The sequence below is a fragment of the Thioclava litoralis genome, assembly GCF_045278885.1.
Classification (GTDB): domain Bacteria; phylum Pseudomonadota; class Alphaproteobacteria; order Rhodobacterales; family Rhodobacteraceae; genus Thioclava; species Thioclava litoralis.
This window is the reverse complement of the sequence record NZ_CP135443.1, coordinates 37,933-58,667: the sequence shown is the minus strand read 5'-3', so window position 1 is coordinate 58,667 and position 20,735 is coordinate 37,933. Positions and strand designations below refer to the sequence as shown.

At 61.3% G+C, this 20,735-nt stretch carries 18 protein-coding genes; 7 read left to right on the top strand and 11 right to left on the bottom strand.

All coding sequences use genetic code 11. The features are described 5' to 3' along the window. Positions 1-4: 4 nt before the first annotated feature. Positions 5-1,396, top strand: a complete 1,392-nt coding sequence (locus RPE78_RS00290; protein WP_406720914.1) for a TRAP transporter large permease — start codon at positions 5-7, stop codon at positions 1,394-1,396. 131 nt (positions 1,397-1,527) lie between these two features. Here RPE78_RS00290 and tpiA read toward each other — a convergent pair whose 3' ends face one another. From tpiA to RPE78_RS00255, 7 genes are all read right to left on the bottom strand, one after another. Next, positions 1,528-2,280 (bottom strand): triose-phosphate isomerase, encoded by a 753-nt coding sequence (tpiA, locus tag RPE78_RS00285; protein WP_406720913.1) that lies wholly within the window; start codon positions 2,278-2,280, stop codon positions 1,528-1,530. Between the two features lie 101 nt (positions 2,281-2,381). After that, a complete protein-coding gene (locus RPE78_RS00280) occupies positions 2,382-2,786 on the bottom strand; it encodes a HesB/IscA family protein (protein WP_406720912.1) in 405 nt (134 codons plus the stop codon). Positions 2,787-2,813: 27 nt separating this feature from the next. Beyond that, the gene (locus RPE78_RS00275) at positions 2,814-3,599 is read right to left on the bottom strand and encodes a DUF3307 domain-containing protein (RefSeq protein ID WP_406720911.1); all 786 of its coding nucleotides are present in this window, start codon (positions 3,597-3,599) and stop codon (positions 2,814-2,816) included. Next, entirely contained in the window at positions 3,596-4,186 is a 591-nt protein-coding gene (locus RPE78_RS00270; protein WP_406720910.1) for a MarR family transcriptional regulator, read from the bottom strand. The genes RPE78_RS00275 and RPE78_RS00270 overlap by 4 nt, the downstream gene beginning before the upstream one ends. Positions 4,187-4,244: 58 nt before the next feature. Then, entirely contained in the window at positions 4,245-4,616 is a 372-nt protein-coding gene (locus RPE78_RS00265; RefSeq protein ID WP_339107523.1) for an SUF system Fe-S cluster assembly protein, read from the bottom strand. A gap of 121 nt (positions 4,617-4,737) precedes the next feature. Then, positions 4,738-5,925 (bottom strand): ROK family transcriptional regulator, encoded by a 1,188-nt coding sequence (locus tag RPE78_RS00260; RefSeq protein ID WP_339107522.1) that lies wholly within the window; start codon positions 5,923-5,925, stop codon positions 4,738-4,740. 147 nt (positions 5,926-6,072) lie between these two features. Continuing rightward, positions 6,073-6,627: a TetR/AcrR family transcriptional regulator gene (locus RPE78_RS00255; protein WP_406720909.1), complete on the bottom strand. Its 555-nt coding sequence runs from the start codon at positions 6,625-6,627 to the stop codon at positions 6,073-6,075. 381 nt (positions 6,628-7,008) lie between these two features. On the opposite strand from RPE78_RS00255, the gene RPE78_RS00250 reads away from it, so the two are divergent. The 5 genes from RPE78_RS00250 to ugpC all read left to right on the top strand — a co-directional run bounded on the left by RPE78_RS00250 (position 7,009) and on the right by ugpC (position 13,581). Further along, positions 7,009-9,198, top strand: coding sequence for an NADP-dependent isocitrate dehydrogenase (locus RPE78_RS00250; protein ID WP_406720908.1), 2,190 nt, complete (start codon positions 7,009-7,011; stop codon positions 9,196-9,198). 195 nt (positions 9,199-9,393) lie between these two features. After that, positions 9,394-10,710 carry a sn-glycerol-3-phosphate ABC transporter substrate-binding protein UgpB gene (ugpB, locus tag RPE78_RS00245; protein WP_406720907.1) on the top strand — a complete coding sequence of 439 codons (1,317 nt, stop codon included), beginning with the start codon at positions 9,394-9,396 and terminating at the stop codon, positions 10,708-10,710. Between the two features lie 70 nt (positions 10,711-10,780). Next, positions 10,781-11,665: a sn-glycerol-3-phosphate ABC transporter permease UgpA gene (gene ugpA, locus RPE78_RS00240; RefSeq protein ID WP_406720906.1), complete on the top strand. Its 885-nt coding sequence runs from the start codon at positions 10,781-10,783 to the stop codon at positions 11,663-11,665. Between the two features lies 1 nt (position 11,666). After that, complete coding sequence (gene ugpE, locus RPE78_RS00235; RefSeq protein ID WP_406720905.1) at positions 11,667-12,515, top strand: sn-glycerol-3-phosphate ABC transporter permease UgpE; 849 nt, start codon at positions 11,667-11,669, stop codon at positions 12,513-12,515. Between the two features lies 1 nt (position 12,516). Continuing rightward, positions 12,517-13,581: a sn-glycerol-3-phosphate ABC transporter ATP-binding protein UgpC gene (gene ugpC / locus RPE78_RS00230; protein WP_406720904.1), complete on the top strand. Its 1,065-nt coding sequence runs from the start codon at positions 12,517-12,519 to the stop codon at positions 13,579-13,581. A 23-nt stretch (positions 13,582-13,604) separates the two neighbouring features. Here the strand turns inward: ugpC and RPE78_RS00225 are convergent, their stop codons facing one another. Together RPE78_RS00225 and RPE78_RS00220 are read right to left on the bottom strand one after the other, a co-directional pair. After that, complete coding sequence (locus RPE78_RS00225) at positions 13,605-14,006, bottom strand: DUF2177 family protein (protein ID WP_406720903.1); 402 nt, start codon at positions 14,004-14,006, stop codon at positions 13,605-13,607. Positions 14,007-14,072: 66 nt separating this feature from the next. Continuing rightward, positions 14,073-15,137 carry a dipeptidase gene (locus tag RPE78_RS00220; protein WP_406720902.1) on the bottom strand — a complete coding sequence of 355 codons (1,065 nt, stop codon included), beginning with the start codon at positions 15,135-15,137 and terminating at the stop codon, positions 14,073-14,075. A 135-nt stretch (positions 15,138-15,272) separates the two neighbouring features. On the opposite strand from RPE78_RS00220, the gene RPE78_RS00215 reads away from it, so the two are divergent. Next, positions 15,273-16,193: a LysR family transcriptional regulator gene (locus RPE78_RS00215; protein ID WP_339107513.1), complete on the top strand. Its 921-nt coding sequence runs from the start codon at positions 15,273-15,275 to the stop codon at positions 16,191-16,193. 414 nt (positions 16,194-16,607) lie between these two features. Here the strand turns inward: RPE78_RS00215 and RPE78_RS00210 are convergent, their stop codons facing one another. Together RPE78_RS00210 and RPE78_RS00205 are read right to left on the bottom strand one after the other, a co-directional pair. Further along, positions 16,608-17,477: a hypothetical protein gene (locus RPE78_RS00210; protein WP_406720901.1), complete on the bottom strand. Its 870-nt coding sequence runs from the start codon at positions 17,475-17,477 to the stop codon at positions 16,608-16,610. A gap of 144 nt (positions 17,478-17,621) precedes the next feature. Then, complete coding sequence (locus RPE78_RS00205; RefSeq protein ID WP_406720900.1) at positions 17,622-20,729, bottom strand: efflux RND transporter permease subunit; 3,108 nt, start codon at positions 20,727-20,729, stop codon at positions 17,622-17,624. Positions 20,730-20,735: the final 6 nt, after the last annotated feature.

The window sequence follows — 20,735 nt, the reverse complement described above, 5'->3', positions numbered from 1 at the left end:
CCCAATGGAAGTCATTCTGCTCTTTGCGGTCATCGTGGGCCTGCTTTTGCTGGGCGTGCCGATTGCAGTCTCGCTGGGCCTGAGCTCGATCCTGTTCCTGCTGGCCTTCTCGGAAACCTCGCTGGCTTCGGTTGCGCAATCGCTCTATCAGGCGATGGCCGGTCACTACACGCTGCTGGCAATCCCCTTCTTCATCCTCGCCTCCAGCTTCATGTCCACCGGCGGCGTTGCCAAACGGATCGTGCGCTTTGCCATCGCCTGTGTGGGCCACTTCCACGGTGGTCTGGCAATCGCGGGGGTCTTTGCCTGCATGATCTTCGCGGCCCTGTCGGGCTCGTCGCCCGCAACCGTTGTGGCCATCGGCTCGATCGTGATCGCGGCGATGCACCAGATGGGCTATACCAAGGACTTCGCCGCAGGTGTCATCTGTAACGCGGGCACGCTGGGCATCCTGATCCCGCCGTCGATCGTGATGGTGGTCTATGCCTCCACCGTCGAAGTCTCGGTCGGGCGCATGTTCCTTGCAGGCGTCATCCCCGGCATCCTCGCGGGCCTGATGCTGATGGTCGCAATCTATATCTTCGCCCGTATCCGCAAAATGCCCAAAGGCGAATTCGCCGGCTGGAGCGAGATCGGCTCGGCCTTCAAGGACGCTTTCTGGGGCCTGATGCTGATCGTCATCATCATGGTCGGTATCTACGGCATCCCCGGCGTGACCGGCGCGATCTTCACGCCGACCGAGGCCGCAGCCGTCGCCTCCATCTACGCATGGATCGTCGCGAACTTCATCTATAAGGACATGGGCCCGCTCAATGACAGCGAGACCAAGAAAGCCGACCTCCTGCACCGCCCCTATGCGCTGGTCACGGCCCTGTGGCACAAGGACACCCGCAAAACTCTCTTCGAGGCCGGCAAGCTGACCATCACGCTGATGTTCATCATCGCCAATGCGCTGATCCTCAAACACGTCCTCACCGATGAGCAGATCCCGCAGAAAATCGCCAATGCGATGCTCTCGGCAGGCTTCGGCAAGATCATGTTCCTCGTGATCGTTAACCTGATCCTGCTGATCGGTGGCCAGTTCATGGAACCCTCGGGGCTCATCGTGATTGTCGCACCGCTGGTCTTCCCGATCGCAATGGAACTGGGTGTCGACCCGATCCACCTCGGCATCATCATGGTGGTGAATATGGAAATCGGCATGATCACCCCGCCGGTCGGTCTCAACCTCTTCGTCACTTCGGGCGTGGCGGGCATGTCGATGATGCGGGTGGTGAAGGCGGCCCTGCCATTCCTTGGCGTGCTCTTCATCTTCCTGATCATGATCACCTATATCCCGTGGCTCTCGACCTATCTGCCCACCACCTTCATGGGGCCTGAAACGGTCATCAAATAGAGCCTCCATCCAAACGAAGAAAGCCGCCCCTCGGGGCGGCTCTCACCTTTTCGCTTTCCAGCTGCTGAAAATATCCCGGGGGAATTGGCCGCAGGCCAAGGGGGCAGAGCCCCCATTTTCAGCGTCCCCTATCAGGCCTCAATGCCCGCCGTCTCCAAAGCCGCGATGATCGCGCCGAAGTCACGGGCCTTCAGACTCGCGCCGCCGACCAGCGCCCCATCTACATTGGACACCGCAAAAATCTCCTCGGCATTCGACGGCTTCACCGAGCCGCCATAAAGCAAGCGCATGCCCTTGGCCTCTTCGCCAAAGGCTTTACCCAGCGTCTCGCGGATGACATCATGCACCTCGGCAATCTGCTCCAGCGTCGGCGTGCGCCCCGTGCCAATGGCCCAGACCGGCTCATAGGCGATGACCGTGTTCAAAGCCGTCGCGCCCTCGGGGACCGATCCCGCAAGCTGCGCGCCAATCACCTCCAGCGTGCTGCCCGCATCGCGCTCGGCCTCGGTCTCGCCCACGCAGATCACCGCCGTCAGACCCGCCGCATAGGCCGCCAGAGATTTCGCCGCCACATCCGCATCGCTTTCACCATGATCGGCGCGGCGCTCGGAATGGCCCAGAATAACGGCCGAGGCGCCTGCGTCCTTCAGCATCTGTGCCGAGATATCGCCCGTATGCGCCCCCGAGGTCTTCGCATGGCAATCCTGACCGCCAATCGCGATCCGGCCCGCAGCCGCCTCGGCCATCGGCGCCAGAAGCGTTGCAGGCGGGCAGATCAGCACATCGCAGTCCGCGCCCGAATGCGCCCCCACCAGCGCGGCAATCTCGGCCAGATCGGCCTTCAGCCCGTTCATTTTCCAGTTTCCGGCGGCTAGTTTCCGCATGCTGTCCTCCTCGATAACGCAAGTCGCGCCCAGACTAGGTCAGGGCGCGGGCAGGGGAAAGGGGCCATGCGGCAGGATCGGCGCGGTTAGCGCTAGAAGCGTCAGCCTTTCAGGCGCGGCACGCCATCCTCGGGCTGTGTCTCGGCGCTAAGTTCGCCAATGTCCTTGAATTTGATGGATTCTCCGCAGCCGCAGCTTTCCGCCACATTCGGATTGCGGAATTTGAACCCCGATTCGAGAAGGCCCGTTTCGTAATCGATCTCGGTGCCGATCATGAACATCTGTGCGGTGGGCGCGATCAGCACACGGGCCGCACCTTCCTCGATGACCATATCCATCGGTCCCGCTTCCTGTGCGATTTCCATCGTATATTCCATGCCTGCACAGCCGCCTTTCTTCACGCCGATGCGGAAACCGGCGGCATTCTCGCGGCTCATGAGCTTGGCGATGTGCTTGACGGCGGCGGGGGTCATGGTGACAGCGGGCTGCCCGGGAATACCAAACATGGGATGCTCCTTCGATGAAGCTGTAATTTAAGGGCTATGCTGCGGGATTCCAAGGGCCGGAATGCCGATAGGGGGCAGATGCGCCAACAGGCCCAGCGTCAGATATGCACAGGCAATCGCCCAGCCGAACGAGGCCAGCGTGCCGATGATCACATATTCATTGGCAGCATTATGGTCCGGCCCGCCCTTGGCCTCGAAGCGCAATATGGATTTGGCGGCGATCAGAAAGCCGATCCCCTGTGGCTGGCCGGTCAGTATCAGCACGAAAATCAGAGCGCGTTCCAGAAGGCCGATCAGTTGACCGCCTTTCGGCAGCCCCCCTTGGGGCGCACGTTCGGCGAGCGGCTGCATCAGCGCGCCAATCACGAAGCCGCCCATGCGCACGGTCAGCACCGCCCCCGCCACAAGCGCGAAAACCGTCGGCAGATAGGTTGCCAAACCGCTTTGGGTTTTCATCCAAAGCGTGTGTGCCCAAAGATCGGGCAGGGTTAGTGCCAAGGCGCAGATCACCAGCCAATGCGCGGCCTGATCGGCCAAGAAGACCCGCAGTGCCGTGCCGCGCAGCCTGGGCTTGAGGGCGTCGATCAGAAAATGGCTGGCCAGGATGGCGACGAAGGCCAGCGCGCCCTGCGCGTCAGGCGCGGGCAAGAGCAGGGCGAGCAAAAGCGCATGAACGCCCATGTGGCGCGCCAATGCGGGCAGGCGGCGGGCCAGCGGGCCAGACGCTTTCTTTTCGGCCATCTTGGTGCTTTGAAAGACGAAATCCCCCAGCAGATGGGCAAGGAGAAGTGCTGCGAGACTGGCGGCGATCATGCGGCCTCCCATTGGGCCAAGGCCTCGGATATCGGGCCGAACCCCGCGCCTTGCAGGGCTTGCGCCACCGCCTGACGGGATTTGCCCAAGGCCTCCGCCGTGGCCTGTTGCGAGGGCGCGGGCAGGGCCAGCATCTCGCGCAGGGTCTCGGCCTGTTTCTGCGTCCAGCTCTTGCTGAGGGCATCGGCCAGCCGCACCGCAGCCGACCATGCGCCCCCAGCAGCATGGTGGAGTTCGGCCCCCGTTATCGCGTCCAGCAACCGCCCCGAGGCCACGAAACCCGCCCCCTGTGCGGCATTCAGATCGCCATTTTCGGGGATCACGCCCGCGCCCCGCGCCATCGCGATACGGGTGTCCAGCATCGGGTCCACCGCGCGCAGGCTGGCACGGACCAAAAGCGCCAAGCGCAGGTCCAGAAGCGCGGCCTCACAGGCCATCTGCCAGCCATCCCCTCGGTGACGGCTGATCCAGACCGCTTCGGGAACCGCCTCGGCCACGCATTCCAAAGCAGCTAGCCCCGTCTCGATCAAGGCGGGGGGCAGGTCGGAAGAGCCGACAATATCACCTGTGAGAACCGCGTAATCCATCTGCAAGCATTATCGCTTGCTTTTGGCTTTGTGCAAGTGATTTTACTTGCGTATCGGGTTACATGAAGCCCAGTTCGAGGCGCGCCTCGTCCGACATCATATCCATGCCCCATTGCGGATCGAAGGTCATTTCCACATCGACCGATTTGATCCCCTCGACGCAGGAAATGGCATCCTGCACCCAACCGGGCATCTCGCCTGCCACCGGGCAGCCGGGTGCCGTGAGGGTCATGATGATCTTCACGTCATCCTCGTCGGTGATCTCGATCGTGTAGATCAGGCCCAGATCGTAGATATTCACCGGAATTTCGGGGTCGAATACGGTCCGGCAGGCCGCCACGACCGAATCATACATGGGGTGGTCAATGGTCGAAGGCTTGATCAGAGGGGTGCCTTCCATCGGTGCGTCTTGCGTGGTTTCGGACGTCATTGGAGTTTCCCCGATATGGATGCGAATAGTTGAGTGATGATATAAGGATTGGCAACGGCTTCGTAAAGTGCGCAGACGAACACATCCTTTCCTGCTGTTCCGCCTATGGCGCCGGTAGGGCTCAGTTCAGGAAGAAGCGCGAGAAAATAGGCGCGGCGGCGGCCCCGATGGCGCGCGCGTTATGTCCGGTTCTGGCTTCCAGCACATCGGGCGGCAGCAGGCCGTTCATATCGAGCGCCGCCAGCTTTTCGCGGACCTGCCGCACCAGCTCTGCGCGGACCTCTTCGGGGAAGGCACCGTCAATGACGATGGCCTGAAAATCCACCACCGCGCAGGATTCGCGGGCCGCCTGCGCGATGGCATGGGCGCTGCGGTCCAGCCAAGGGCCCAAAAGCGTGTCATAGGGGGTCCAGTCCTGCGGCATCTGCCACATGGCGCCCGCATCCATCCCGTTGCTGCGGATGGCCGCCTCCAGCAGGAAGATCGACGCTTCATCGCGCAGCGTCGCCAATGTGCCCTGTGTCGAAAGAATGCGCAGCGCCCCCAGCATGCCGGCATTGTGGCGGTTGCCCTCGACCACGGTGCCGTTAAGGGAAATGCCTCCGGTCAGGAACGACCCGAGAAAGACATAGGCAAAATCGGCGACCTCGCGCCCGCGCCCGTAATTCTGCTCGGCGCAGCAGGCGGCGGTGCCGTCATTGATCAGGCTGACGGGCAGGGGGCTGAACCGCGCCACATCGTCAATAAGCTGGCAGCCGACCCATTCGGGAAACCGTGCCGCCGCCAGCGGCTGGTTGTCGACGGCGCGCCACAGATCCAGCGGCGCGGTGATGCCGATGCCACAAAGACGCTGGCGTTGTGCGGGGGACAGTTGCTGGGACATCTTCGCGATGCCGTCGCGCAGGAATTGCAGGATCAGCTGTGGCGTCGGGGCGGCATAGGTGGACTGGCCCTGCGCCAGAACCTGCCCGTCCAGCGCCATCATCACCAGATCCGAAGTCCGGTGGCCGATTTTCAGGCCAAAGCTGATGGCCCCGTCGGGATTGATGCCCATTGGCAGCGACGGCTTGCCGACACGCCCGCGCTGCGGTGTGCCGCGCAGCAGGAACCCGTCGGTTTCCAGCTTGCGCAGAATGGTCGAGACGGTCTGGGCGGAGAGGTCGATTCTCTTGGCGATCTCGGCCCCGGGCAGGGCCCCGTCGCGATGGATCAGGCTGAGCACCAGCCGTTCGTTATGCGCGCGCACACCGGTATGGTTCACGCCGAGGCGTTGCCCGATAAAGTCGCCAGCCTCCATGAGGTCCCCCATTCCGTGCTCTCCGGATTTACGCCTGCGCAGGCCTCCGGTGATCACTGCACCAGAATTTTGCTCTCTCTGGCCAAATTTTATAATTCGATCCGTCGGGATGGTCGAGGGAATCTGTCAACATTCCGCCAGAAACCGCCGACAGAGCCGCTAGACTTGGGGGCTCTCCCCGGAATTGGAGGGCTGCGAGGGCGTATCGCCAAGCAATGCAACCAGAATGCCCACCGCCATTTCATCCAGCAGCTCTTCCTCTTTGGTCGTCAGCAGCACGGCAGGCACCACGGGCGAGGCGATCTTCATGCCCATGAACAGCATCGCCACCATCAGGATCTCGACGCGGAATTTCTCGCCATGTTCGGCGATCAGCGGATCGATGAAAAGCCGTTTGATGGCGCTCTGGATTTCCGTCTGCACCGACTGGCAGGCCAGCGAATGGCTGATGATCGGCAGCGGTCCGTAATTGAACCCGCGCAGATCGCCATTGCGGATCCGTTCGATGATGAAGCGCGTGAAGGAGGGGCAGCGGCGCGCATCCTCGAAACACATGTCGATGGCGCGGTCGATCACGGCTTGGAAAAGCTTCAGCTTGCCGCCATAGGAGCGATGCAGATAGGCCACATCAATGCCGACATCCGCCGCGATATCGCGCAGGTTGCAGGCATCGAAGCTGCGGGCGGAAAAATGGTCATGCGCCACCTCCAGCATGCGCTCCCGGGTTGAAATGCGGCGTGGGTCTGTCGTGTTATCCATATGTGCCTTACGATAGATGCACGCCTTGGCCACGTCTTGGGTCTGCGGGCAATGAAAGGGCTGTGCAGAAGAAAAGCTTGAAATTCTAAATCCTTCGGGGGCATGCCAAGAATAACGGCGCCGCGACATTTTGTCTATCAGGCCGTGCCTGTCAGAGTTTTCTTGTGCCGCTCCGTCACACGTGGATTGCCCACCGATCTTTGGTATACGTTCGCACACATTGACTTGCAACGTGGTGCAGGTTACCCGTTTGCAAAACCTGCGCAACGGGTACAGTCTGCGCATATCTATTTCAAAACGGGCATTTGCCCAAGTCCAGATCGGAGACCGTTCTTCATGGCAAATAAGACCCCCGATATCATCTACACCATCGTTGACGAAGCGCCGCAGCTGGCATCCGGCTCGCTTCTGCCGATTATCAGCGCCTTCGCCGGTGCGGCAGGTCTGGGTGTGGAAACGCGGGATATTTCACTCGCAGGGCGCATTCTGGCGACCTTCCCCGATTACCTGACCGACGACCAGAAAATCTCGGATGATCTGGCCGAACTGGGCGAGCTGGTGAAAACCCCCGAGGCCAATGTCATCAAGCTGCCGAATATCTCGGCCTCGGTGCCGCAGCTGACCGCCGCGATCAAGGAACTGCAATCGCAGGGCTACAAGCTGCCCGACTATCCGGCAGAGCCCGCAACCGACGCCGAAAAGGACGTCCGCGCGCGTTATGACAGCATCAAGGGGTCTGCCGTGAACCCTGTGCTGCGCGAAGGCAACTCGGACCGTCGTTCGGCCAAGGCGGTCAAGAACTACGCGATGAAGCACCCCCATTCGATGGGCGAGTGGAAATCCGACAGCAAGACCACCGTCGCCTCCATGTCGGGCAATGACTTCTTTGCCAATGAAAAATCGGCCACCCTGTCGGAGGCCACCGGCGCGAAGATCGTCTTTACCGCAGAAGATGGCACCGAGACCGTTCTCAAATCGGGCCTGAAATATCAGGCGGGCGAGATCGTCGATGCGACCTTCCTGTCGGCAAAGGCGCTGCGCGACTTCGTGAAGAAAGAAGTCGAGAGCATGGAGCCGGGCGTGCTGTTCTCGGTGCACCTGAAAGCCACGATGATGAAGGTCTCGGACCCGATCATCTTCGGTCATTTCGTCTCCGTCTATCTGGAAGACTTCCTTGCCAAGCATGGCGAGACCGTGAAGGCACTGGGCTTCAACCCCAATGGCGGTATCGGTGATCTGGAAGCCCGCATCAAGGGCAATGCCGAGCTGGAGGCCGACCTGAAGGCCGCCCTCGCCGCCAAGCCGCCGATGTATATGGTGAATTCCGACAAGGGCATCACCAACCTGCACGTGCCCTCGGATGTGATCATCGACGCCTCCATGCCCGCCGTGATCCGCGCAGGCGGTATCGGCTGGGGTCCGGATGGCAAGGCCGCAGACACCAAATGCTGCATTCCGGATAACTCCTATGCCGGCGTCTATGACGAGACGATCAACTACTTCAAAGAGACCGGCAAGCTGGATGTCACCACCTGTGGCGCCGTGTCCAACGTTGGTCTGATGGCGCAGAAGGCGGAAGAATACGGCTCGCACCCGACCACCTTCGAGATCGCGGGTAAGGGTAAGGTCGAGATCGTTCTGGACAATGGCACCGTGCTGCATTCGCATAATGTCGAAGCGGGCGATATCTGGCGTTCGGCCACCGTCAAGAAAGCGCCGATCGAGGACTGGATCCGCCTCGCGATCCGCCGCACCAAGGCCACCGGCCTTGCAGCCTTCTGGCTCGATGCCAACCGCGCCCATGACGCCGAGCTGATCAAATATGTCGAGCCCGCGCTGAAAGAGGCCGGTATCGAGATCCCGATCATGGCCCCGCGTGAAGCCACCCGCTTCACCTTCGTCGAGATGCGCAAGGGCAATGACGTGGTCACCATCACCGGCAACGTGCTGCGCGACTACCTGACCGACCTCTTCCCGATCCTCGAACTGGGCACCTCGGCCAAGATGCTGTCGATCGTGTCGCTCATGCAGGGCGGTGGCCTGTTCGAGACCGGTGCCGGTGGCTCGGCCCCGAAGCACGTGCAGCAGCTGGTTGAAGAAAACCACCTGCGTTGGGACAGCCTTGGCGAGTTCTGTGCGCTTGGCGAAAGCTTCAAGTTCCTCGCCGAGAAGGGCAATGCCAAAGCGGGCGTCATGGCCGCGGCTGTGGAAGATGCGACGCAGAAGGTGCTGGAAGACAACCGCTCGCCCGAGCGTAAGGTCGGCCAGCCCGATAACCGTTCCTCGCATTACTGGTTCGCCCGCTACTGGGCCGAAGCGATGGCGGCGCAAGATGCGGATGCCGAGCTGAAGGCGCATTTCGCCCCCATCGCCAAGGCGCTGGCAGAAGGCGAAGAGGCGATCCTTGGCGAGCTGAAGGCCGCCGAGGGCAAGCCTGCCGATCTGGGGGGCTATTACCATGCCGACCCCGAGAAGGTCGCAAAAGTGATGCGCCCCTCGGCCACGCTGAATGCGATCATCGGCTGATCTAGCTGGAACGAACGGGAAAGGGGCCTTTCGGGGCCCCTTTTTCATGCGCGGCCCCTGTTTCTTGCACAGACTGCGCAGGATATAATAAGCCGGCTTGTCAAAAAAGCTTAACGGAACCTGCAAGAAGCTGTCACAAAACTGCATTAGCGCTGCCCTCAACAGATCACGATGGCCTCACGAAGGGGATAGAAGATGTTGAAGACGCTGATGATGGGCACCGCGCTTGTGGCAGCCTCCGCCAGTATGGCTGCGGCCAAAACGCAGGTGACATGGTGGCACGCGATGGGCGGCGAGCTGGGCCAGAAGCTTGAAGAGATCGTGGCCGATTATAACGCCAGCCAGGACGAATATGAGGTCATCCCGACCTATAAGGGCGATTACACCGAGACCATGACGGCGGCGATTGCGGCCTTCCGTGCCAAGCAGCAGCCCGATATCGTGCAGGTCTTCGAGGTGGGCACCGGCACCATGATGGCGGCCAAAGGCGCGGTCTATCCGGTCTATCAACTGATGAAAGACGCAGGCGCCGATTTCGACCCCGATGCCTATCTTCCGGCGGTCGCAGGCTATTACACCGACACGCAGGGCAATATGCTGTCGATGCCCTTCAACTCCTCGACCCCCGTTCTCTATTACAACAAGGACGTTTTCGCCAAGGCGGGTCTGGACCCGAATACCCCTCCCAAGACCTGGGCCGATATGGAGGCGTTTTCCAAGAAGATCGTCGAGTCGGGCGCGGCAGAATGTGGCTTTACCTCCGCTTGGATCTCTTGGGCGCAGACCGAGAATTTCTCGGCATGGCATAACCGCCCGATCGGTACGCTGGAAAACGGTTTTGGCGGTCTTGGTGCCGAGCTGACTTTGGCCGATGACCTGCGCGCCCGCCACTGGGGCAATCTGGCAAAATGGCAGAAAGAAGGCCTTTTCCGCTATGCCGGTCCGGGTGGTGGCGATGATGCGAACCCCTCGTTCCAGTCGGGCACCTGCGCGATGGTGATGAACTCCTCGGGCTCGCGCGCGGGTCTGATGGCGAATTCGGATTTCGAGGTGGGTGTGGGCATGCTGCCTTACTACGCCGATGTCGAAGGGGCGCCGCAGAACTCGATCATCGGTGGCGCGACGCTTTGGGTGCTGCAAGGCCATGATGAGGCCGAATATAAGGGCGTGGCCGATTTCTTCACCTATCTGTCCTCGCCGGAAGTGCAGGCCGATTGGCACCAGTTCTCGGGCTATCTGCCGATCACCAAAGCGGCCTATGCGCTCAGCCAGGAGCAGGGATATTACGACAAGAACCCCGGTGCGGATGTGGCGATCAAACAGGTCTCGCTGAACACCCCCACCGAGAATTCCAAAGGCCTGCGCTTTGGCAATTACGTGCAGATCCGCGGCATCATCGACGAGGAATTCGAAGCGCTTCTGGGCGGCAAGAAAACCGCGATGGAGGCTCTGCAATCGGTGGATAGCCGCGGCAACGCGCTGATCCGCGAATTCGAGAAAGCCAACCAGTAACGGCGTCCCCCTTGGCAGAAGGCCCGCGCGCGTGCGGGCCTTCTGGTGTTTCGGGGGATAAGGATCCGATATGCAAAGCAAAAAGACCCTCTTCCGGTCACGCGGGCTGCCCTATCTTCTGCTGGCGCCGCAGTTGGCGATTACCATTGTCTTCTTCCTCTGGCCTGCGGGTCAGGCGATGTGGCAAAGCTTTCTGCGTCAGGATGCCTTCGGGTTCTCGACGCAATTCGTGGGGCTGGAGAATTACCTCGCGCTGTTTCTGGACCCGAGCTATCTGAACTCCTTCAAAGTGACGGCAGTGTTTTCGGTCTCGGTGGCGGCGGTGTCGATGGGGGCGGGGCTGTTGTTTGCCGCCTGCGTCGATCGCGTGCTGCGGGCCAATCGCGCCTATACCACGCTTCTGGTCTGGCCCTATGCGGTGGCTCCGGCGGTGGCGGGCGTGCTGTGGTGGTTCATGTTCAACCCCACCATCGGGATTGTGTCCTATGCGCTTCGCCAGCTGGGCTATGACTGGAACCATGCCACCCATGCCACAGATGCGATGATCCTCGTGGTGCTGGCGGCCAGCTGGAAACAGATCAGCTATAACTTCCTGTTTTTCGTGGCAGGGCTTCAGGCCATTCCGGCCAGCCTGCGCGAGGCGGCGGCCATTGACGGGGCAGGCCCCATGAAGCGCTTCTGGAGCGTGGTCTTCCCGCTTCTGTCGCCCACCACGTTCTTCCTGCTGGTGATCAATATCACCTATACGATGTTCGATACATTCGCGGTGATTGATGCAGCCACTGCGGGCGGTCCGGCGCAGGCTACGAATATCCTTGTCTATAAGGTCTATCAGGACGGTTTCGTGGGGATGAATATGGGGGCGTCGGCCGCGCAATCGGTGGTGCTGATGGGCATCGTGATCGCGCTGACGGTGATCCAGTTCCGCTATATCGAACGTCGGGTGGAGTACTAAGATGGTTGAGAACAGACCGCTTCTGACCGTGCTGTCGCATGTCATCCTGATCCTTGGCGTGGCCGCTGTGGCCTTGCCTGTCTGGCTGGCGCTTGTGGCTTCGACCCATCCCACCTCGGCTTTTGTCTCCGGCACCGTGCCTTTGTGGTTTGGCCCCGAGGGGCTGTCGTCCTACGCGCGGATGCTGGGCGAGGGGGTGTCAACCTCGGGGACGCCGCCCATCGGGTTGATGCTCTGGAACAGCCTCATCATGGCGATGACGATCACCATCGGCAAAATCGCCATCTCGATCTCTTCGGCCTTTGCCATCTGCTATTTCCGCTTTCCGGGCAGGCAACTGGCCTTCTGGATGATCTTCATCACGCTGATGCTGCCCGTCGAGGTGCGCATTGTCCCCACCTTCGAGGTGGTGGCCAATCTGGGGCTCTTGAACTCTTACGCGGGGCTGTCGGTGCCGCTGATTGCCTCGGCCACGGCGACCTTCCTCTTCCGGCAGGTGTTCCTGACACTGCCCGACGAGCTGACCGAGGCCGCAAGGATCGACGGGGCGGGGCCTTTGAAATTCTTCTGGGATCACGCGCTGCCCTTGTCGCGCACCAATATTGCGGCGCTTTCGGTGATCCTGTTTATCTATGGCTGGAACCAGTATCTCTGGCCGCTGATCGTGACCACGGATGAGGCTCATTACACCATCGTCATGGGGATCAAGCGGATGGCCTCGGTGGTCGATGATGTGCCGCGCTGGAACGAGATCATGGCAGTGGTGGTGATGGCGATGCTGCCGCCGGTGCTGGTGGTGGTCGCAATGCAGAAGCTCTTTGTCAAAGGGCTTGTCGAGACGGAGAAATAAGATGGCCGGAATTACTTTATCCAGTGTCGTAAAGACCTATGCGGGCGCCACGGACCCCACGGTGAAGGGCGTTGATCTGAGCATCGAGGATGGCGAATTCTGCGTGCTGGTCGGGCCTTCGGGCTGCGGGAAATCCACGCTGTTGCGGATGATCGCAGGGCTCGAAACGGTGACAGGCGGCGAGATCGCCATTGGCGGGCGGGTCGTGAATGACCTTGAACCGATGGACCGCGATATCGCCATGGTGTTCCAGAATTACGCGCTTTACCCGCATATGACGGTGCGCCAGAACCTGTCCTACGGTCTGAAGAACCGCCGCATGCCCAAGCCCGAGATCGCCTCCCGCGTCGAAGAGGTCGCCCGCATCCTGCAGATCGGATCGTTCCTTGACCGCAAGCCGCGCGCGCTTTCGGGCGGGCAGCGCCAGCGGGTGGCTATGGGCCGAGCCATCGTGCGCGAGCCTTCGGTCTTTCTGTTCGACGAGCCTCTGTCGAACCTTGATGCCAAGCTGCGCGTGTCCATGCGCGGCGAGATCAAGCAGCTGCAAAAGCGCCTTGGCACGACCTCGGTTTATGTCACCCATGACCAGATGGAGGCGATGACTCTGGCTGATAAGCTGGTGGTGCTGAATGGCGGGCAGATCGAGCAGGTGGGCACGCCGCTGGAACTGTACCGCAACCCGCAGACGGTCTTTGTGGCGGGCTTTATCGGCTCGCCGGGGATGAACCTGATCGATGCGCGGATCGAGAATGGCGCGCTGATGGTGGATGACCTGATGCTGCTATCCGATGTGGCGGGGAAAGGAGAGGTAGTGGCGGGCCTGCGCCCCGAGACCATCGGCCTGCGTGCGGGCACAGGGTTCAGGACCTCCTATGTCGAGGATCTGGGCAATAGCCGCCTTGTGCATGGGATGCTGGGCGGTCAGCCCTTTGCCGCCCAAGTCGCCCCCGATACCGAGATCGCGCCGCAGATGCAGGTCACCCTTCAGGCGGGCGGGCTACATCTGTTTGACGCGCTGACGGGGCGGCGGCTGCCGCAAACGCAGCGCGCGATGGCGATGGCTTGAACAATGGCTGGGGCCGTCGGGCCTCAGCCGATCCAGCGGGCGATCATGACGCCTGCCCAGACCGAGACACCGGTCAACACAGTGCCCCAAAGCGTGTCGGTGATCACCTGCTCCCACGACCAGTCGCGCATCACCGCAAGCGAGGTGAACTCGTAGGTGCCATAGGCCAGCGCCCCCAGCACTGCGCCATTCACCAGCGCCTGAAGCGGCGCGTCATTGCGCAGCGCGGGCAGGCTGACCAGATAGATCGCCCCCGCGACATAGGCCAGATAGAAGATCGCCGCAGGCCCCATCCGGAACGGGTCGGCATAAAGATCCGAGATATGGCGGTCGAAGACCGGCTTCACGATGAACCTCAGCCCCAGAATATCAAGGCCAAGAAACACGATAGTTGTGGCAACATAGGCCGAGAGGATCTGGATCATGGGCTTTCCTTTGCTATCTTCCCAGCAACGTTACGGCAGGACGATAAGTTTCGCGGTTGCCGGAATTTACATCCCCCAACTGCGCTCCAGAAGCGCCAGCCAGTTCTCATGGGCGATCTTCACCACAAGATCCTGCCCGTAGCCATGATCCAGCATCGCCTGCAGCAGCTTCGGCAGCCCCGAAACATCGCCCAGACAGGAGGGAATATCCGCCCCGTCGAAATCCGACCCCAGCCCGATGTGATCCTCGCCCAGGATCGACAAGAGGTGGTCCAGATGGCGCAGCATCTCCTGCCAGCCGCAATCGCCGCGCATCCCGTCGGGGCGAAGGAATTGTGTGGCGTAATTCAGCCCGACCATGCCGCCGGTGTCCCTGATCTGATGCAACTGGCGGTCGGTGAGATTACGCGCCGAAGGCGTGACGGCATGGGCGTTGGAATGGGTGGCGACCAAGGGCGCATCACTCAGGCGGGCCACATCGTCAAAGCCCTTTTCGTTGAGGTGGCTCAGGTCGATCATGATCTTCAGCGCATTACATTCGCGGATCAGATCCTTGCCCGCTTGGGTCAGCCCGTCACCGGTATCGGGCGAGGCGGGATAGGCAAAGGGCACCCCATGGCCGAAGACCGTGGGCCGCGACCAAACCGGCCCCAAAGACCGCAAGCCCGCCGCATGCCAGACATGCAGCGCATCCAGATCGGGGCCAATCGCCTCGGCGCCCTCCATATGGAGAATCGCCGCGATCTTTCCGGCGGCCATTGCGGCGCGAATCTGGGCGGATGTCCTGCAAATTTGCAGATCGCCCTTGCGTTCTAGCCACATCAAATGCCCCGCCTCGGCCAAGGCCACATTCACCGCCTCAGTCATCGGCAGCATCGGCGGCAGATCAAGGCAATAGGGCGGGGTATCCATCGCGGCAAACATCTGCTCCAGATCACCGGACATGGGCGAAGGGGTGTAGATCGCGAAGAAGCCACCTGCAAAATTGCCGGCCCGCGCGCGCGGCAGGTCGATATGCCCCGTTCCGTCCTGCCCGTTCCATATCTCCTCCCGCCTGAGGGGGTGGTTCAGGAGGCGCAGTAGAAAATCATTATGGCCGTCAAATACGGGAATCTGTGGCAAAATGGACATCTTTGTCTCCGTCGAAGAGGGGCTGGACGCGGCAAGAGCGGGGCAAGCCAGTCCCGACTTGCCCCTTGAGTCGCAGTCAACACCCGTTCGCCGGACAGGAAAAGACCTGCCTGCGACAAATTGACATGCACATATATGCAGAGCTATCTTGCAGATATGCAGCATGAATTCGACTGGAATGATCTGAAGTTCTTTTTGGCGCTTTACAGATCCAAACGCATGGTGATGGCCGCGCATACGCTCGGCATCGACCAGACCACAATCGCACGGCGTGTGCGCCAGCTGGAGAAATCCATTGGCGCGCAGCTTTTCACCAAGACCCCCGAGGGCTACGAGATCACCCCTGCGGGCGAGCGTATCCTGCCCTTGGCGCTGGAGGTCGAGCGTGCCACAGGACGGGCGCGCGAAGAGATCGGCGGCGAGGCGGGGCAGCTTTCGGGGACAGTGCGGGTCGGGGCACCTGACGGTCTGGGCATCCACTTCGTGGCGCCGGTGCTGACGCGGTTTCAGGAAGACTATCCCGATATCCAGATCGAGCTTCTGGTGCGTTCGCGGACATTCCGGCTGTCGCGGCAGGAAGCTCATCTAACGTTTTCAATGGCTTTGCCAACATCGGGGCGGCTTCTGGCACGGCGGATGACGGAATACCACTTGGGGTTTTATGCCTCGCGCGATTATCTCGCGCAGCATGGTACCCCCAAGACACTGGAGGATGTGAAGGACCATAACTATGTGGGCTATGTCGACGAGCTGCTGCCCACCGATGCCATGCGCTATCAGGTCGAGCTGGGCATCACCAATCCCGTGCTCTTCGGGTCGAACTCCATTCTGGCGCAGCGCGAGGCGATCCGCGAAGGCGCGGGGATCGGGGTTTTGCCCGCCTATGTCATCCATGACGACCCCGATCTGGTACCGATCCTTGCACCGCGCCATGTGCTCAAACGGACCATGTGGATCTTGTCGCACCAGTCGACGGAAGATCTGGCAAGGGTGCGGCTTGTATCGGAATATTTGCAGAACGCGACCCGCGCATCACGGGCGCGCTTTGTGTTGTGACGCAAGGTTTCGGGCGCAAAAACCGGCTTTTCTTTCCGTTAGGTAAATCAGATTAAGTGACGAACATCTCTGGACGTGCCCCTCGGCATCTGTTTCAAAGTTGATACACGGTTCGGACCTGTCGTGCTTGGGTCCGGATCGAGTGGGAGGAACGACAATGATGCCGGATTTGTGCTGGCTCTCGGGGAGGGGAGTTGGTGCGTGGTTCTAGGACCTTCGGTGTGATTGCTGTGGATCTGCAAGGCAGGTCATTAAGGACCGTATCGTGCCCCTGATCGGGGAGGACAGGCGCGGCGCGATACGGTCCGTTTTTTTCCAGACATCAGGTTAGCGTCATGTTTCTTCGCGCAGGTCCCCTGACCTTGCGCGTTTTTTTCATATGGCTATGTCGGTGTAGGGGCGGTCCGCGGGGCGTTACCCCGGGAAGATACGCGCCATCTCGCGGTCGAATTTGGCCCAGCTCATCGTCGCCTTATTGCCCGCATAGCCGTCATAATGCGACTGCCCGTTCGAGGTTGGCAGCCCCGCCCAGATTTTGGCAAGATTGTTCATGAAGCGTCTGCGCGTCAGATCCCCTGCCAGAAGCTGGCTCAGCCCCGCCTCTTCCAGCAACAGATCGGCAAGCCTGTCCTGCACATTGGGGCTGAAACGCACCTCTGGCCCCAGTTGCAGGCTGGCGGCCAGACGCCGCAGCGTGGTGGGAATGAACTGGTAGCGTCCGATGGCATGCGGCTGTCCCGGCGTGGCTTCGATCCATGCGTAGATTTCGCCCAGCGTCATCTGGCTGGGCACGCGGGCGGGGCGACGTTTGGCCCCGTACTGTACCGCATCATAGCCCATCGGGCCCGCCTCGGCCTGTGCAATCAGATGGCGGATCCATTCTGCCTCGGACGAGCCCTGCCGCAGGAAGGGGGCCATAGAGGTGATCGGGGCCATAGGATCGGGCAGGGCCTGCGGAGAAAGACCCCGCGGGGACAGGGCGCGGGGGCGGGCGGGGCTTGGTGCAAAGAAGCTGCTGCCCTGCGCGCCGGTAAACAGGCTGCCGCTGCTGCTGGCACCGGTCGGGGCGGGGGCGCTGTCCTCGCGTGGCAGGCTGGCCAGTTGCACCAGAGGCTGGGCGGCTTGCTTGCGTGTTTGCAAGGCGGGGATCAGGGCCTGCGAGCGTTCGACAAAAGCCCCCTGCGCGGCCAGAAGCGAAACCGGCTGCGCTGTGGCGGACGAGGCCGCACCCCCCGCAGCAAGAAGCAGGGACAGGACGATAGGCAAGGGGCCGTTCTGGCGCATGAAGAGATCCCGAAGCTCTGGATGTCCCTTCCTCTTTGGCAGCGAGATCTTCAGAATTCGTTTATAGCGGCGCCATCTTCGGGTCGCGCCATGAAAAAGGCTCCGGACATGCCGGAGCCTTGATCTTGTTCGGGCCGGGCGGGCCTAGAGCCGTTCCTTACGCGCGCTCCGGTCCGCCAGTTTGCGGATCAGCACATAGAAGCTTGGCACAAGGAACACGCCGATAAAGGTGGCGGCGATCATCCCGCCCAGCACGCCGATGCCGATGGCATTCTGGGCCGCAGCCCCCGCTCCGGACGCCCGCGCCAGCGGTAACACGCCCAGCATGAAGGCCACGGAGGTCATCAGGATCGGACGCAGACGCATCTTCGCGGCCTCGATCGTGGCTTCATAGAGCCCCTTGCCCTCGGCCTCGAGATCCTTGGCGAATTCCACGATCAGGATCGCGTTCTTCGCGGCAAGCCCCACTGTGGTCAGCAGGCCCACCTTGAAGTAGACGTCATTCGACTGGCCGAAGAACTTGGCCGCCGCCAGCGCGCCCAGCACCCCGATCGGCACCGAGAGCATGACGGAGAAGGGGATCGACCAGCTTTCATAAAGTGCCGCAAGGAACAGGAAGACCACCAGAACCGACAAGGCGTAAAGCATGGGGGCCTGATTTCCTGACTGGCGTTCCTGATAGGACATGCCGGTCCATGCGGTGGCATAGCCGCCATCCATATCGGCCACCAGTTCCTCCATCGCGCTCATGGCCTCGCCCGAGGAATAGCCCTCGGCGGCGCTGCCCTGCACCTCGATGGCCTGAGTGCCGCCATAGCGCGACAGCGACGGGGCCACGCTTTGCCAGCTGGTGGTCATGAAGGCCGAAAACGGCACCATGTCCCCATCGGTATTGCGTGCATACCATTTGCCGATGTCTTCGGGCTGCATCCGCCATTGCGCATCGCCCTGCACGATCACCGGATTGAGGTTGCCATCCTGATTGAAGTCATTGACCTGACTGGAGGCGAAGATCGTCGAGAGCATGGAGTTGATCGCCGAGATGGTCAGCCCGAAGCTTTCCGCCTTCTGCTGGTCCACATTGATCTTCAGCGCCGCTTCGTCATCGTTGTTATTGACGCGTACCGCCGTCAGGCGCGGGTCTTTATTGGCGGTTTCCACAAGGGTGTCGGCCGCCTTGCGCAGCGTGTCGATGCCGGTATTGCCCTGATCGACAAGATACATCGAGAACCCGTTCGAGTTGCCAAGCCCCTGAATGGCGGGCGGCAGCAGGAAGATGATCTGTCCGGCGCGGCTGGCACCGAATTTGCCCATCGCCCGACCTGCCAGCGCGGATGCGGCGGCATTGGCGTCGGTGCGCTGGTCGAAATCCTTCAGCTTAGCAAAAAGCAGCGCATTGTTCTGCCCCGTGCCGGTGAAGGAAAAGCCCAGCACCCCGAAGGTCGAGACCACGATGTCTTTCTCGTCATTCAGCAGGTAGCTCTCGACCTGTTCCATGACATCGCGCGTCTGGGCCTGCGTGGCGCCTTCCTGCAGGGTGATCATCACCATCACCGCCCCCTGATCCTCTGTCGGCAGGAACGAGCTGGGCAGGGTCTTGTAAAGCACCACCACACCGGCAATCGCCGCCGCCAGCAGCGCCAGCGCAATCACCGGCGCTTTCAGGAGCTTGGTGACCGCACCGGTATAGAAATGGTTCATGCGGTCGAAATTGCGGTTGAACCAGCGCGCCGGAGCAAAGCGCGCCGCGCCGTGGCTTTTCTTCAGCATGGTGGCGCAAAGCGCGGGCGTGATGATGATGGCCACCACAGCCGACAGGATCATGGCCGAGATGATCGTCACCGAGAACTGCCGGTAGATCACCCCCGTCGACCCCCCGAAGAAGGCCATTGGCAGAAACACCGCCGACAGTACCAGCGCGATGCCCACCAAGGCGCCCACGATCTGCCCCATCGATTTGATGGTCGCCTCCAGAGGCGAGAGATCGTCCTCTTCCATCACACGTTCGACGTTTTCCACCACCACGATGGCGTCATCGACCAGCAGGCCGATGGCCAGCACCATAGCAAACATGGTCAGCGTGTTGATCGAATAGCCAAAGAGCGACAGAATCCCGAACGCCCCCAGAAGCACCACCGGCACCGCGATGATCGGGATCAGGGTGGCGCGCCATTTCTGCAAGAAGACCAGAATGACCAGCAATACCAGACCGATGGCTTCAAATAGCGTATGCTCCACCTTGCCGATAGAGGCCTCGACAAAGGGCGTGGTATCATAGGCATAGCGCACCTCGACACCGGCGGGCAGGCTTTTGGCGATCTGGTCGATCTGCGCCCGCACGAGGGTTGCGGTATCCACGGCATTCGCGCCGGTCGCCAGATTGACCGCGAAACCCGAAGCGTTCTGCCCGCTGAAGCGCGAGCGGGTGCCGTAATCTTCCTGCCCCAGAACCACGCGCGCCACATCGCCCAGAAAAACGGTGCCGCCGCTGCTATCGGTCTTCAGCAGGATATTCTCGAACTGTTCGACCGTGCTCAGTTGGCTCTGGGCGGTGATCGTGGCGGTGAAGGTCTGGCCTTCGGTGGTCGGTTGCGACCCCAGAGAGCCGACCGAGACATTGGTGTTCTGCGCCTGAACCGCGTCGGTCACATCGGTGGCGGTGAGGTTATACTGGCGCAGTTTCAGCGGATCGAGCCAGATCCGCATCGCATAGCCCGACCCGAAGGAGTTGATCGAGCCGACCCCCTGCACCCGCTGCACGGGGCTTTCGATCCGGTTGGCAACCATATCGCCGAGCTGGATCTGGGTGTAGCGGTTATCCGTCGAGACCAGCGCCGCAACCATCAGGATCGAGGTCGAGGACCGGCGCACCGTCAGGCCCTGCTGGGTGACCGAATCCGGCAGCTGGCTTTCCACCTGACTGATCTTGTTCTGCACATCGTTCTGCGCATCGATCGGGTCGATGGATTCATCATAGGTCAGCGTGATGCTCGACCGGCCTTCGGAGCTTTGCGAGACCATATACAGAAGCCCGTCCAGCCCCGTCAGCGCATCTTCCAGCGTTTCGGTGACCGAGTTCTGCACGGTTTCCGCCGTCGCACCGGTATAGGTGGCCTGAATGCGCACGGTCGTCGGCGCGATCTCGGGATATTGTGCCACCGGAAGCTGGCTCAGGCCAAGCGCCCCTGCCAGCATGATCGTGATGGCGATGACCCATGCGAAAATGGGGCGGTGAATGAAGAAATTGACCATCAGCCC